Genomic DNA, 14,570 nt, shown 5'->3' with positions numbered 1-14,570 from the left:
CAACCTACTGCGCGAGATCGATTCCCGCGCGGCTCAGCCGGCGGCGCCCACCGACCGGTACACCTCCAGCGTCCGCCGCGCCACGGCGTCCCAGGAGAACTGCTCGACGGCCCGGCGCCGGCCGGCGAGCCCGAACTCCGTGGCGCGTCCCGGGTCGGCCAGCACCTCGTTGACCCTGGTCGCGAGGTCGGCGACGAAGCGGCCCGGGTCCAGCGGCCGGCCGGAGCCGTCGGCGGCCTGCTCGATCGGCACCAGCAGCCCGGTCCCGCCGTCGGCGACCACCTCCGGGATGCCGCCGGTCGCGGTGGCCACCACCGCCGTCTCGCAGGCCATCGCCTCCAGGTTCACGATGCCCATCGGCTCGTAGACCGACGGGCAGACGAAGACCGTGGCGTGCGTGAGCACCTGGATCACCTCGTGCTTGGGCAGCATCTCGGCGATCCAGACGACGCCCGAGCGGCCCGCCCGCAGCTCGGCCACCAGGCCCTCCACCTCGGCGGCGATCTCCGGGGTGTCCGGCGCCCCGGCGAGCAGCACCAGCTGGGCGTCGGCGGGCAGGTCGCGCGCCGCGCGCAGCAGGTAGGGCAGCCCCTTCTGCCGGGTGATCCGCCCGACGTACACCACGCTCGGGCGGGCCGGGTCGATGCCGAGCCGGTCCACCACGTCGGTGCCGTGGTCCGGGGAGTACTCGTCGGTGTCGATGCCGTTGTAGACCACCCGGACCCGGTCCGGGTCCACCGCCGGGTAGGCGGTCAGCACGTCGCGCCGCATCCCCTCGCTGACCGCGATGACCGCGTCGGCGGCCTCGAAGGCCGTGCGCTCGCACCAGGACGAGAGCGCGTAGCCGCCGCCGAGCTGCTCGGCCTTCCACGGCCGCAGCGGCTCCAGGCTGTGCGCGGTCACCACGTGCGGCACGCCGTGCAGCAGCTTCGCGGTGTGCCCGGCCAGGTTGGCGTACCAGGTGTGGCTGTGCACCACGTCGGTGCCGGCGCACGCCGCCGCCATCTCCAGATCCACGCCCATCGTCCGCAGCGCGGCGTTCGCGCCGCCCAGGCCCGCCGGTTCGGCGTACGCGGTGACGCCCGGCTCGGTGCGCGGCGCGCCGAAGCAGTGCACCCGCACGTCGGCGAGCCGGCGCAGCTCCCGGGCCAGGTACTCCACGTGCACCCCGGCGCCGCCGTACACCTCGGGCGGGTACTCCCGGGTCAGCAGGTCGACGCGAAGGTGCGCGGATTCCGTCATCCACCGCACCCTAGTGCAGAAGTGTGCCCGTACGAGTGGTGAAGTCCGCGGCGGATGGTTAGCGTCTGAACATGGCTGCCAAGGTGCTCGCGATCGTCCTGGCCGGCGGAGAGGGCAAGCGCCTGATGCCGCTCACCACGGACCGGGCCAAGCCGGCCGTCCCGTTCGGCGGGATGTACCGCATGGTCGACTTCGTCCTCTCCAACCTGGCGAACGCCGGCTATCTCAAGATCGTCGTGCTGACCCAGTACAAGTCGCACTCGCTGGACCGGCACATCACGAAGACGTGGCGGATGTCGACGCTGCTCGGCAACTACGTCACCCCCGTGCCGGCGCAGCAGCGGCGCGGCCCCTGGTGGTTCGCCGGCTCCGCCGACGCGATCTACCAGAGCTTCAACCTGATCAACGACGAGCAGCCGGACCACGTGATCGTCTTCGGCGCCGACCACATCTACCGGATGGACCCGCGGCAGATGGTGGAGGACCACATCGCCTCCGGCGCCGGGGTCACCGTGGCCGGCATCCGGCAGCCGCTGTCGACGGCCGACCAGTTCGGCGTGATCGAGGTCGGCGAGGACGGCCGGCGGATCCGGGCGTTCCGCGAGAAGCCCACCGACGCGGTCGGCCTGCCCGACGCCCCCGACCAGATCTACGCCTCGATGGGCAACTACGTCTTCAGCACGAAGGCGCTCTGCGAGGCGGTCGAGCGCGACGCGGAGGACAAGACCAGCAAGCACGACATGGGCGGCAGCATCATCCCGATGCTGGTCGAGCGGGGCGAGGCCAACGTCTACGACTTCCGCGACAACGAGGTGCCGGGCAGCACCGACCGGGACCGCGGCTACTGGCGCGACGTGGGGACGCTCGACTCCTTCTACGACGCCCACATGGATCTGATCAACGTGCACCCGGTGTTCAACCTCTACAACTTCGAGTGGCCGATCTACACGGAGCAGCCGCCGTACCCGCCGGCGAAGTTCGTGCACCAGTGGGGCGAGCGGGTCGGCCGGGCGGTCGGCTCGATGGTCTCGCCCGGCGCGGTGATCTCCGGCTCGCTCGTGGAGAACTCGGTCGTGTCGCCGAAGGTGAAGGTGCACTCCTGGGCCCACGTGGACGGCGCGGTGCTGATGGAGGGGGTGGACATCGGCCGCCACGCGGTGGTCCGCCGGGCGATCCTCGACAAGAACGTGGTCGTGCCCGAGGGAGCCGAGATCGGCGTCGACCTGGAGAAGGACCGGCAGCGCTACACCGTCTCCGACAACGGCATCGTGGTGATCGGCAAGGGACAGAAGGTGGAACCGTGAGCAGTCATCCCCGGGCCGGCAAGCCCGCCCAGCCCGCCGACCTGGTCGACGTGCCGCGGCTGGTGACCGCCTACTACGCCGAGCACCCCGACCCGCAGGACCCGGCGCAGCAGGTCTCCTTCGGCACGTCCGGGCACCGCGGGTCGAGCCTGCGCAACGCGTTCAACTCCGACCACATCCTCGCGGTCACCCAGGCGCTCTGCGACTACCGCCGGGAGCGGGGCCTGGACGGCCCGCTGTTCGTCGGCCGCGACACCCACGCCCTCTCCGCCCCGGCCGCGGTGGACGCGCTGGAGGTGCTCGCCGCCAACGAGGTCACCGTGCTGCTGGACAGCCGGGACGGCTACACGCCCACCCCGGCGGTGTCGCACGCCATCCTCACCCACAACCGGGGGCGCACCAGCGGGCTGGCCGACGGCATCGTGATCACCCCGTCGCACAACCCGCCCGACGACGGCGGCTTCAAGTACAACCCGACCCACGGCGGGCCGGCGGACACCGACGTCACGAAGTGGATCCAGGACCGGGCCAACGCCATCCTGGCCGACGGGCTGAAGGAGGTCCGCCGGATCCCCCACGCGCGGGCCCGCGCCGCCGACACCACCGGGTCGTACGACTTCCTCGCCGGCTACGTCGACGACCTGCCGGCGGCGATCGACGTCGACGCGATCCGCGACGCCGGGGTGCGCATCGGCGCGGACCCGCTCGGCGGGGCGAGCGTCGCCTACTGGGGCGAGATCGCCGAGCGGCACCGGCTGGACCTGACCGTGGTCAACCCGGCCGTCGACCCCACCTGGCGGTTCATGACCCTGGACGGGGACGGCAAGATCCGGATGGACTGCTCGTCGCCGAACGCGATGGCCTCGCTGATCGCGGCCCGCGCCGACTACCAGGTCTCCACCGGCAACGACGCCGACGCCGACCGGCACGGCATCGTCACCCCCGACGGCGGCCTGATGAACCCCAACCACTACCTCGCGGTGGCGATCGCCCACCTGTTCCGCACCCGGACGAACTGGGGTCCGGCCGCCGCGGTCGGCAAGACCCTGGTCTCCTCCTCGATGATCGACCGGGTCGCCGCCGACCTGGGCCGCCCGCTGCTGGAGGTGCCGGTCGGCTTCAAGTGGTTCGTCCCCGGGCTGCTCGACGGCGCGGTCGGCTTCGGCGGCGAGGAGAGCGCCGGCGCGTCGTTCCTGCGTCGCGACGGGGGCACCTGGACCACCGACAAGGACGGCATCCTGCTCTGCCTCCTCGCCGCCGAGATCATCGCCACCACCGGCCGTACGCCGAGCCAGCACTGGACGGAGCTGGCCGAGCGCTTCGGCGCGCCCGCGTACGCCCGGATCGACGCGCCGGCGAGCCGGGAGCAGAAGGCCGTGCTCGGCAAGCTCTCGCCGGAGCAGGTGACCGCCACCGAGCTGGCCGGCGAGCCGATCACCGCGACCCTCACCGCCGCGCCGGGCAACGGCGCGCCGATCGGTGGGCTCAAGGTCACCACCGACTCCGGCTGGTTCGCCGCCCGGCCGTCGGGTACGGAGGACGTCTACAAGATCTACGCCGAGTCCTTCCAGGGGCCGAAGCACCTGGAACGCATCCAGCAGGAGGCGAAGGACCTGGTGTCCGAGGTGCTCAAGCAGGCGTGAGCGCGGGGCAATCCGCAGCCGGGTCACGAGAGACCACGAAGATCTACGGCGTTACCGCCGGTGACGGAACGGAGGATCCTGGCGGAGAGCCACCCCGTGAGGGGCCCATCCATCCCGGTTCCTCCGGCACCCGGCGCCGGTTCAGCGCGGTGGGAGGAGTTCGCGGCGGTTGAGCTGCTCGCGCAGCCCCTCGGGCAGTAGCTCGCGAAGCTGCTCGGGCAGCAGCGGCAGGTCCAGCAGGCTGAGCTTCAGCTGGTTGCGCTCCTGGTAGCGGCGGGGGTCCAGCCGTACCACCAGCCCAGCCTCCCGGCGGTAGCTGATGTCGATCGCCCCCTTGGTGGCCGCCTCCCGGATCACCAGCCCGTCCATCTCCACCGCCACCGGCGCGGAGCCCGGCGTCAGCTCCAACCGGATCTCCTCCTCCGGGGAAAGGATCACCGAGCGGGAGATGCCGGCCATCGGCGCCGACGGGGTGACCACCACCGCCTGTGTGGCCGGGGAGACCAGCGGGCCGCCCGCCGCGTAGCTGTACGCGGTCGAGCCGGTCGGGGTGCTCACCACCAGCGCGTCGCAGCGGTAGTAGCCGTAGCGCTGGCCGTCCACGGCGAGGGTCGCCGTCACGAACCCGGAGCCGGGCCGGCGAACCAGCGCGACGTCGTTGAAGGCGACGATGCCGTCCCCGCAGACGTCGCAGGCCAGACAGCTGTGCGCCTCCACCGTGAAGTCCTTGTTGGCGAGCCGGTCCAGCGCCTCCGGCAGCTCCGGCGGCTCCACCTCCACCAGGAAGCCGAGCTTGCCCAGGTGCACCCCGAGCACCGGCTTCGGGTTGCGCCACACGGACCGGAGCGCCCCGAGCATCGTGCCGTCTCCGCCGATGCTGATCAGTGCGCTCACACGCTCGGCCAGTTCCTCGGCGGGCATCGCCTCCACCGTCGCCGGCACCCGGTGCCGGTCCTCGGTGCGCACGACGAGGCCCGTGTGGTGCCGGGCCGCCCAGTCGGCGATGATCGAGACGATCCCGGTGGCGTCCCGCGTCGGGTGCAGCGCCAGCCCGAGCAGGGTGCGGTCCATGGCTACAGCTCACCACATCCGGCCGGGCGCTGCCGGTCACCGGGCAGATGCCGCGCGATCGCCCCGCTGAAGTCCGCCTCGATGTCGCGTCGTTCCTGGACCTGCCGCCAGCCGCCGCTGTCGCGCAGGTGGTAGTGGGTCGACTCCTCGGCGGTCACGGTCCCGATCCGGCTACGCTGGCCGGTCGAGATGATCGCCGCCGACGAGCGCGCCCTCTGCCCTCCGAATCAGCGGCTGACGGGGGCCGAGTCGGCTTCGCTGAGTGGGCTCGCCGTGCCGGAGCCGCGCCCCGCGCCGGCGACGAAGTCGCTCACGGCCGGCGTCCAGGAGCGGTAGTCGAAGTCCCTCGCCCGATCCCGGGCGGCTTGGCTCATCCGCCGCCAGTCGTCGTCGTCCAAGGCGAGAGCCCGCATCAGCCCCTCGCTGACGTCGTCCGGTGTCGCTCCGCTCAGCACCAGCCCTTCCCGGCCGTCCGTGATGTACCGGTCGAGATCACTGGTGTGGTTCAACAGCACCGGGCATCCCGCGGCCAGGCTCTCCGGCACCTTCGACGGGAAGCCCGCACGGGAGTAGCCGGCGACCGGGCGGACCAGGACCGAGAAGTGCGCGCGGGCCAGCTCGGCCAGGACCTCCTCACGCGGCACCCGACCCAGGAAAATCACCTGATCGCCGAGGCCGTCCAGGTTCCCCGCGTCCAGGTCGGACAGCCTAACCGCCTGGTCGCGGGTCATGCCGGCGATCGTCAGACGGACCCGGTCGCGCTCCGCCGCAGGTAACCGTCGGATCCCCTCCGCCACGACGGCCAGCAGATCCTTGGTCCCGGCGGTGCCGGCATAGAGCAGGCGCAGACCGTCGGTCAGCGAGGGCGGCGCAGGTGGCTGATACGCGGCGCGGTCGACTTGCGGCGGCACCATCAGCGTGGGCCGCCGACGAGCGAAGTCGTCGTGGAGCGCGGTGGAGATCGTGATGATCCGGTCGGCCAGCCGGGGCGCGAGGAAGAAGCCCCAGCGATGCCGGATGAAGTAGGGGGCGAGCCGGCCCAGGGCGAACTGCTCGGGATCGTGCCGCTCCAGCACGTCGACGGTGATCGGACGGCGCACCGCGACTCGAAGAACCACCCAGGTGGTCAGATTCCACAGCCCCAGCGGCAGGAGGACACCGTTCAGGTCGGCCCGTCGAACGCCGGCCCGGCGCAGTGCGGCGAGCACCCGAAACGGGCGGCGCTGGCGGTGCCACCAGCGGGCCACCTTGCCTCCCCTGCTCGGCGGGAGAGTCAGGAGCTTGACCTCCGCCGGCAGCGGCGGATCCACGGGTGGCCGGGTCCCGTCTGCGGGCCAGTCGTTGACCACCACGACGGTGGCACCGGGTGGAGTCGCCGAACGGGCCAGGTGCAGCAGCCGGTTGGACATGGCATCGCCGTGCGGAAACCGGTACGCCGCCAGCGCGAGGAGGCGGGGGGTGCCGGGACCGACCGGATCGAGCAGGTCCGCCACCGATGGCTGGAACATGAGCTTCCCCGATTCGACGGAATTATTCCTGTTAATCCGATATCGCCCGATAGTCTAGGTCACCGATGTCGCCCCGTCGTCGCTTTCCACGCCGGAACGCGTCGGATTGGAGTTCCTGTGCGCCCGAGCATCGCCGTCGCCGGTCTCGACCCTTCGTCACCCGCCGCTCGCGCCCGCCCGGTCGTGGTGCAGCACTCCGCCGGACGGCCGGGAGCGAACGGCCCCCTGACCGTCGTCGAGCGGGTGCTCGCCTCCCGGCTCGGCGACGAGTACGACTTCGTGCGGATGCACCAGGACCGGGGCAATGGCGGCCTCGACGTGTCGCTGCTCCGCGAGTGGGTGGCGCTGCTGCGCCGCCTCCGGCCGGACCTGGTGCACGTCCGTGGGCTGCAGAACGAAGGCTTTCTCGGCGTCCTCGCCGCACGTCTGGCCCGCTGCCCGCGGATCCTGGTCACGGTGCACGGCACCGTCCGCGATCTGCGTCAGGGCGGCCGGCCGCTGCGGCGTGGGCTGCTGGTGCACGGCGCGGAGCCGTTCACCCTGCGGGCGGCCACCCACGTCGCGACCGTCTGCGAGTACGCCGCGGGACGGGACTTCCTGCGCGGTTGCCGGGACCGGTTCGTCGGGGTGATCCCGAACGGGGTGCTGGTGCCGGAAAAGCCCGGCCCCCGCTCCCGGATTCGCGGCGAACTCGGCCTACGGCCCGACGACGTCGTGATGATCGCGGTCGCCAGGCTGACCTGGGAGAAGGGCTACGGAGTGCTCGCCGACGCGCTGCGCCGGATGCCGGCCGCCGCCGGTCGCCGGGTGCTGCTCGTGGCCGGGGACGGTCCGGACCGCCCCGCGATCGCCGAGGCGCTGGGCGCCGCCGCGGCAGGCCCCGAAGCGCTCGACGTGCGCATGCTCGGCTCCCGAGCCGACGTCCCGGATCTGCTGGCCGCCGCCGACCTGTTCGTCTTCCCGACGCTGCACGAGAACCTGTCCAACGCGCTGCTGGAGGCGATGGCCCACGGGCTGCCGGTGGTGGCGAGCGCGGTCGGAGGCAACGTGGAGGTGCTGCGCGACAAAGCTGGGGTGCTCGTGCCCGCCGGCGATCCGCAGGCTCTCGCCGACGCCCTGGCTCCCCTGGTGGCCAGCCCGACCGCCCGGGTCGAACTCGGTGTCCGGGCGCGCGGCAGGGTCCGCGAGCGGTACAGCCTCGACCGCATGCTTGACAACCTCGACGGGGTCTACCGCCGGATCCTGGCGGTGGGCCGGTGACGGCCCCGCACGGCACCCGTGTGACGCTGCTCGGCTTCACCGTGCCGGACGACGTGCTCGCGGACGTCACCGCACGCGACGCCGTGCACGCCACCCAGACGCACACCCTCGCCTGGGGGCTGGTGGCCGCGATGCGTTCCGCGGGTTGCCGCGTGAGCCTCCTCTCCGCCGCGCCCGTCTCCACCTGGCCGCGCAACCGCCGGCTGGTGTTCCGTGGCGGGCGGTTCCACCACGACGGGGTCGAGGGCCGGCTGCTGGGCTTCGTCAACGTGCTCGGCGTCAAGCACCTGACGCGCTATCTCGCCGCCCGCCGGCGGCTGGCCGCTTCGCCGGGCGCGGGAGAGGTGTTGCTCGTGCACGGCGTGCACGCCCCGTTCCTGTGGGCCGGTGCGCTGGCCTCGCGGCGGCGCGGGGTGCGGGTCGTACCCGTGCTCACCGACCCGCCGGGCGTCGCCCTTCCCACCGACGGGCGGTTGGTGCGGCTGCTGCGCCGGCTCGACGTCGCCCTGGTCCGGGCCGCGTTGCGTCGCTGCGCCGGGGTGATCGCGCTGACCGGGCCACTCGCCGAGGACTTCGCGCCCGGGCGTCCCCACCTGGTCATGGAGGGGATCTTCCACCCGCCCGCCGGGGTCCACCCCCGTGTCGAGGCCGCCTCGGACGTCCGTGAGGTGGTGTACGCGGGAGGGCTCAGTCGCGCGTACGGCGTGGACCGCCTGGTGGAGGCGTTCCGCGCGCTGCCCGACCCGGATCTGCGGCTGCTGCTGTTCGGCCGCGGAGAGTTGACGCCCTGGCTGCGCGAGCAGGCCGCCGCCGACCCGCGGATCGCGCCTCCGGACCTGCTCGACCGGGACGTGCTGGCCGGCCGCCTCGCGCGAGCGGCGGTGCTGGTCAACCCCCGTCCGGTCGCGCAGGGTTTCGTGCGCTACTCGTTCCCGTCCAAGACCATCGAGTACCTGTCGGCCGGGGTGCCGGTGGTCAGTACCCGGCTCCCCGGCATACCCGCCGACTACCTGCCGCACCTCGTGCTCGCCGAGCCGGACACGGTCGACGGTCTCCGTGCGGCGCTGGTCCGCGCCTTGGCGCTTCCGCCCGGGGAGGTGACCCGGCGTGGGGCGGCCGGCCGGGAGTTCCTCCGCCTGACCCGCAGCCCCGTGGCGCAGGGGCGGCGGGTGCACGACTTCCTGACCTCCCTGGCCGCGTCGCCGGACGCCTCCCCGACGGGCCGCTCGGCCGTGGCGCCCGCCGCGTCCGGGCGCTGACGTCATGGATGAGCAGCGGACGTACGTCCCTGTTTGCGTGACTCATCACCTGTCGTGCTCGTTGTCCCTTTGGTGATCGCGCCGGCGTCGGGCTGGGGCACCGGTGAAACGGGGGACGACCGTGAAGGTAGTGGTGACGGGCGGTGCCGGCTTCATCGGGGCCAACCTGGTCCGGGCACTGCTGGACACGCCGGAGGTCGCCTCGGTCGTCGCGGTGGACGACCTCTCCACCGGTCTCCTGGAAAACCTGGACGGCCTGCCGGTGCCGCTCCTCCGCGGCACCGTTCTCGACCCCGACCTGCTGGACGAGGCGTTCGCCGGCGCCGCCAGCGTGGTGCACCTCGGCGCACTGGGCTCGGTGCCCCGTTCCATCGACCGCCCGCTGCCGAGCCACCACGCGAACGCCACCGGCACCCTGACGGTGCTCGAGGCGGCGCGCCGGCACGACGTCGGGCAGGTGATCGTGGCCTCGTCCTCCTCCGTCTACGGCGCGAACCCCGTGCTACCCCGGCAGGAAGGGCTGCGCCCGATGCCGGTCAGCCCGTACGCCGTCTCCAAGCTCGCCGCCGAGGCCTACGCCGTCGCCTACGCGAGTTGCTACGGCTTGCTGGTGCTGCCCTTCCGCTTCTTCAACGTCTTCGGCCCCCGGCAGGCGGCCCACCACGCCTACGCGGCAGTGGTGCCCCGGTTCGTCACCGCGGCCCTGGCCGGGCGGCCGCTGCGGGTCCACGGCGACGGGCGGCAGACCCGCGACTTCACCTACGTCGGCACCGTCACCTCGGTGATCGTCGACGCGGTCGTCCGCCGGGTGTCCGCACCGGACGTGGTCAACCTCGCCTTCGGCGCACGAATCTCGCTGCTCGAGGTGATCGGTGAGCTGGAGCAGTTGCTCGGCCGTCCTTTGGAGCGGATCCACGAGCCGCCACGGCCCGGGGACGTCCGGGACTCCCAGGCCGATTCCAGCCGACTGCACGAACTGTTTCCGGCGGTGCGCCCGATTTCGTTGCGTGAGGGCCTTCGGGAGACGGTGTCCTGGATGGCCGGTCACGTGTTCGCCGGCCACTAGGGGCACGCGTGTCCTGGAGGGTCACCGAACGGGCCGGGCACGCGCGGACGGCCCACCGCCGCCCGCATGATCGCACGCGCCAGCTGCTGTCCGGCGTGGCCACCGCGCTGGCCAGCCGGGCGGCGGGTTTCGTCGCGCCGATCGTGCTCGTCCCGGTGACGCTGCCGTACTTCGGCACCGATCTGTACGGGCTGTGGATGGCGGTCGCCGCGCTGGTCGGCATGGCGTCGTTCGCTGATCTCGGACTGGGTAGCGGGCTGATGACCAAGCTGGCCCCGTGCCATGCCCACGGGGACGACGACCGTGCCAGAGGCTACATCTCCAGCGCCTATCTGACGTTGTCACTACTGGCCGCTGCCATGATCACCCTGCTGTGGCTGTTCGCAGGCGGCATCCCGTGGACGTCGCTCTTCAACGTCAGTGGCGAAGTCACGTCCGGCCAGACCCGGCTCATCGCGCTCATGTGCCTCACCGCGTTCGTGGTGAACGTGCCACTCTCCCTGATCACTCGGGTGCAGTACGCCTATCAGCAGGTGGGACGCAGCAACATCTGGCAGGCCGCCGCCAGTCTCACCGGGCTGGTCCTGGTGCTCGCCGTCGTGGCCGCCGGCCTGTCCCCGATGCTCGTGATCGCGACGTCGGTCGCCGTGCCGCCGTTGGTCAACCTCGTCAACACGATCTGGTTCTTCCGCCGGGGTCACCGCCGGATCCGGCCCCGGCTGGGCGCCGTCGACGCCCGCACGGCGTGGGAACTGACCCGGCTGAGCGGGCTGTTCTTCGTGTTGACGGTGGTCATGTCACTGGCCACCAACGCCGACACCCTCGTCATCGCGCACGCGCTCGGGCTGTCCGCCGTCGCCGGCTTCGTGATTCCGGCGAAGCTGCTGGCCCAGCTCGGGCAACTCGTCGTCCTGGTCAACGTGCCGCTCTGGCCGGCCAACGGTGACGCCCTCGCCCAGGGGCAGCTTTCCTGGGTGCGGCACACCACCCGCCGGATGACCGTCCTGTCCGTGCTCGCCGCCGCGGTCCCGTCGGTAGTGCTGGTGTCCTTCGGGGACTGGCTCTTCGCCGCGTGGCTCCCGGTGTCAATCGGAGGAGACCGATGGCTGTTGGCCGGACTGGCGGTGTGGTGGGTGCTACAGGCGGCGCTCTCGCCGCGCTTCATGGTGCAGAACGCGGCTGGTGTGGTCGTTCCGCAACTGGTGGGCTGGGTGGCCTTTCTGGCTCTCTCGATCCTCGGCAAGTGGTATGGCGCCCGGTGGTTCGGCGTCACCGCTGTGCCCTGGGTCGGGGCGGCGGGCTACGCCTTGACCGTCCTGCCGGCCGCACTCTACGGATACCGCCGGACGCTGCGGAGGCACCGCGCGCCGGCGGCGCAGGAGAGGAAGGGTGAGCCGATTGCTGCCTGAGGAGTATCCGCGCGTGCTGGTGGTGGGAGGGGCTGCTTTCAGCCGTACTTCCGGCACCGGCATCACGCTGTCGAACCTGTTCGCCGGCTGGCCCCGCGACCGGCTCGCCCAGCTGTACACAGAGGATCGGGAGCCCACGACAGATGTCTGCGCCAGCTTCGCGCACGTCGGTCAGGAAATCGCCCCGGTCGAGCATCACCTGATCCGGCTGCGGAGGTGGACGCAGCGCTCGGAGCGTGTGACAGCGACGGGCGGCGCGCGAGCGAACGGGACGGTCCGCATGGATCAGGATCCCGGGCCGGTTCGGGCGTGGCTGCGGAAGGAGTTGACCGCCTTCTTCGATCTGACTCCGATTCGGCCGCCTGCCCACCTGCGGGACTGGGTACGGGCGCAACAGCCGCAGGTGGTGTACGCGACGCTGGGAAGTATCCGGATGATGCGGCTGGCACTGATGGCCGCCCGTGAGTGCGACGTCCCGCTCGTGCCGCACTTCATGGACGACTGGGCGACCACGCTGTACGCCCAGGGACAGGTGCTCGGCCTGCCCCGGCAGGCGGTGCGCCGCGAGCTGCGCGCTGTGCTGCGGCAATCCTCGTACGGGCTGGGCATCAGCGGCCCGATGGCCAGGGAGTACGAGCGCCGCTACCGGCTGCCATTCGCCGCCTTCGGCAACTGCGTGGACGCGGAGGACTTCGCCGACCCTGGGCACCCCGTGCCACCACGTCCCGACGGCGCGGCGATCGAGCTGGTCTATGTGGGCGGCCTGCACCTGGGGCGCTGGCGGTCGCTGCGGCGCATCGGCGAGGCGTTGGACCAGCTTGCCGGCGAGGGGATGGCGGCGCGGCTGACCGTGCACATGCCGCAGCAGGACGTCGCCCGGTACGGCGGCCACCTGGCCGACCTGGCCGCTGTACGCCTGGGGCGACCGCTCATCAGCACGGAGGTGGCCGCGGTCCTGCGTGGCGCGGATGTTCTCGTGCACGTGGAGTCGTTCGCCGAGGACAACCGGGCCTACACCCGCTACTCGCTCTCCACGAAGATCCCGCAGTACCTCGCCGCCGGCCGGCCGGTGCTCGGGTTCGGCCCGGTCGAGCTGGCCTCGATGGCACACCTCAGGGAGGCCGACGCTGGCGTCGTCGTCGGCGTCGACGACCCGGTGGCCCTGAGCCGGGAGCTGGCCCGGCTGTGCCAGGAGGCGGGCCTGCGGGAGCGCCTCGGCCGGCAGGGACTGGACTTCGCGGTACGCCATCACCGATCCGACCAGGTGGCCCTGCGCCTGGCGGAGGTCCTGGGCGAGGCCGCCCGCCGGTCCGTCGGTCCCACGTCGGCGCCTCGGGCGGAACCACCGACCCGTTCCCTGACTCACGTCGTTCGGTGACGAGTCGAAAGACTCACGGGGCGCGACGGTTCTCGACCGTCGCGCCCCGTCCGGTTTGTCGACCCGCTATCGGGCATTCCGTCCGGAAAGCTGGGGAAGGACCGGACGCTTGCCCCAGGACAGCTCCCCGGGCAGCGCGCGGTGTGCCGCCCGGGGTGATGCCGGCAGCTCCGACAGGGCGGTGACCAGTGCGAGCGCGAGCCACATCGCGAGCGCCGCCTCCCACTGGCCGCTCAGCCAGATCGGCAGCAGCACGGCGGTGAAGACGGACGTCAGGATGAGTCCCTGCCGCGAGACGCGGGCCGCGGTCCAGCAGGCGGCAAGAATGACGCCGAGGTAGAGAACCGCGCCGACCAGACCGAGGTCGTTACCGAGTATCAGCAGCAGGTTGTGGGGACCGATCTGGAACGGATTCGTGCCGATGAAGACACCTGGACCGGAACCGGTCAGGGGGGCCTCGCTCCAGGTCGACAACGCGTACGGCCACAGCTCCAGGCGTCCGGAGATGTCCCCCGTGGGACGGCCGTAGAGCTCGTCGAGCCAGAGCGCCACCCGGTGGGGGGCGAAGCCGAGCGGCACGATGAGGATCAGGAGCCCGGCGATGGCGCCGATCCCGATGACGGTGGCCCGGGGAAGCAGCCAGGCCAGCCCCAACACGACGACGCCGAGCAGCGCACCGATGGCCGCCCCCCGGGAGCCGGTGAGGAGCATTCCCCAGACCACCGGAAGCGCGAGCAGGGGCGGGGCGACCCGCAAGATCGGCCGACGGTGTACGGCGGCGGTCAGCAGCATCGCCACGACCACTCCGACGGCAAGGGTGTACGCGGTGGCGTTGATCTCCCGGCCCTCGACGCCGTACCGGGTGGCGACGTCAAGAAGCTCCCCCTGCTGGCGTAGCTCGCTGCCCGCGCCCGCAACCAGCTCCAAAGCCACGACCACGCAGCCTGCGAGATACGTCGAACCGAGCAGGAGGAGATCCCGCCGGCGGCGCACCACGTGCCGGCAGACCACGAACAGCAGGCAGACCGTGGCGTACCGGTAGCCAGCCGGGACGGTCAGCTCCGGGTGATCCGTCCAGAGGGCAGCGGCCAGCGCCCATGCGCCGGTCGCGATCGCCAGCATGTCAGGCAGTCGCAGTCGGGGCACGCGTCCACTGAGGCCCAGGGCGAGCAGGGCCAGTGGCGCCGCGTAGTTGAACGACCACCACGGCGGGCGGGCGGCCATGAAGGCGACCAGAGCCAGCACCAGCACCGGCGGCAGGCTCAACGGGGGTCGGACACGGTCGTGGTCGTCTCGGGAGCCCAACGGCTTCCGGGCTTCCTGCTGGCGTGCAGGTGCGGCGGCGCGTCTCGCCCCCTGATCGCGTGACTGATCGGAGCTGACGGACTGCGGGCGGCGCTGGCGAGTCAAGGAGGCGGTCACCCCTGGCC

The 14,570-nt window shown here is 72.1% G+C and carries 12 protein-coding genes; 7 read left to right on the top strand and 5 right to left on the bottom strand.

All coding sequences use genetic code 11. The annotated features are described in order from the left end of the window. Window positions 1-33: 33 nt before the first annotated feature. The gene (glgA, locus tag ABT006_RS14635) at window positions 34-1,242 is read right to left on the bottom strand and encodes a glycogen synthase (protein WP_350706481.1); all 1,209 of its coding nucleotides are present in this window, start codon (window positions 1,240-1,242) and stop codon (window positions 34-36) included. Window positions 1,243-1,313: 71 nt separating this feature from the next. Between glgA and glgC the strand changes: the two genes are divergently transcribed. Continuing rightward, complete coding sequence (gene glgC, locus ABT006_RS14630) at window positions 1,314-2,546, top strand: glucose-1-phosphate adenylyltransferase (RefSeq protein ID WP_350706479.1); 1,233 nt, start codon at window positions 1,314-1,316, stop codon at window positions 2,544-2,546. Continuing rightward, window positions 2,543-4,189 carry a phosphoglucomutase (alpha-D-glucose-1,6-bisphosphate-dependent) gene (gene pgm / locus ABT006_RS14625; RefSeq protein ID WP_350706477.1) on the top strand — a complete coding sequence of 549 codons (1,647 nt, stop codon included), beginning with the start codon at window positions 2,543-2,545 and terminating at the stop codon, window positions 4,187-4,189. Before glgC ends, pgm begins: the two co-directional genes overlap by 4 nt. A gap of 141 nt (window positions 4,190-4,330) precedes the next feature. Here pgm and ABT006_RS14620 read toward each other — a convergent pair whose 3' ends face one another. The 3 genes from ABT006_RS14620 to ABT006_RS14610 all read right to left on the bottom strand — a co-directional run bounded on the left by ABT006_RS14620 (window position 4,331) and on the right by ABT006_RS14610 (window position 6,768). Further along, window positions 4,331-5,260, bottom strand: a complete 930-nt coding sequence (locus ABT006_RS14620; protein WP_350706475.1) for an NAD(+)/NADH kinase — start codon at window positions 5,258-5,260, stop codon at window positions 4,331-4,333. Between the two features lie 2 nt (window positions 5,261-5,262). Further along, window positions 5,263-5,418, bottom strand: a complete 156-nt coding sequence (locus ABT006_RS14615; RefSeq protein WP_350706473.1) for a hypothetical protein — start codon at window positions 5,416-5,418, stop codon at window positions 5,263-5,265. A 69-nt stretch (window positions 5,419-5,487) separates the two neighbouring features. Next, entirely contained in the window at window positions 5,488-6,768 is a 1,281-nt protein-coding gene (locus ABT006_RS14610; RefSeq protein WP_350706471.1) for a glycosyltransferase, read from the bottom strand. 117 nt (window positions 6,769-6,885) lie between these two features. Here ABT006_RS14610 and ABT006_RS14605 point away from each other — a divergent pair, with 117 nt between their 5' ends. From ABT006_RS14605 to ABT006_RS14585, 5 genes are all read left to right on the top strand, one after another. Beyond that, complete coding sequence (locus ABT006_RS14605; RefSeq protein ID WP_350706469.1) at window positions 6,886-8,028, top strand: glycosyltransferase; 1,143 nt, start codon at window positions 6,886-6,888, stop codon at window positions 8,026-8,028. Then, on the top strand, window positions 8,025-9,287 hold the full coding sequence (locus ABT006_RS14600) for a glycosyltransferase (RefSeq protein WP_350706468.1): 1,263 nt from the start codon (window positions 8,025-8,027) through the stop codon (window positions 9,285-9,287). The genes ABT006_RS14605 and ABT006_RS14600 overlap by 4 nt, the downstream gene beginning before the upstream one ends. A 130-nt stretch (window positions 9,288-9,417) precedes the next feature. Beyond that, window positions 9,418-10,353 (top strand): NAD-dependent epimerase/dehydratase family protein, encoded by a 936-nt coding sequence (locus ABT006_RS14595; protein WP_350706466.1) that lies wholly within the window; start codon window positions 9,418-9,420, stop codon window positions 10,351-10,353. Window positions 10,354-10,361: 8 nt separating this feature from the next. After that, the gene (locus tag ABT006_RS14590; RefSeq protein ID WP_350706464.1) at window positions 10,362-11,762 is read left to right on the top strand and encodes a lipopolysaccharide biosynthesis protein; all 1,401 of its coding nucleotides are present in this window, start codon (window positions 10,362-10,364) and stop codon (window positions 11,760-11,762) included. Window positions 11,763-12,042: 280 nt separating this feature from the next. Next, a complete protein-coding gene (locus tag ABT006_RS14585) occupies window positions 12,043-13,140 on the top strand; it encodes a glycosyltransferase family protein (RefSeq protein WP_350706462.1) in 1,098 nt (365 codons plus the stop codon). Between the two features lie 66 nt (window positions 13,141-13,206). Here the strand turns inward: ABT006_RS14585 and ABT006_RS14580 are convergent, their stop codons facing one another. Further along, the gene (locus ABT006_RS14580; protein WP_350706460.1) at window positions 13,207-14,391 is read right to left on the bottom strand and encodes an O-antigen ligase family protein; all 1,185 of its coding nucleotides are present in this window, start codon (window positions 14,389-14,391) and stop codon (window positions 13,207-13,209) included. Window positions 14,392-14,570 lie beyond the last annotated feature (179 nt).

This window comes from Micromonospora sp. NPDC002717 (assembly GCF_040295705.1).
Lineage (GTDB): Bacteria > Actinomycetota > Actinomycetes > Mycobacteriales > Micromonosporaceae > Micromonospora.
This window is presented reverse-complemented; position numbering and strand designations above follow the sequence as displayed.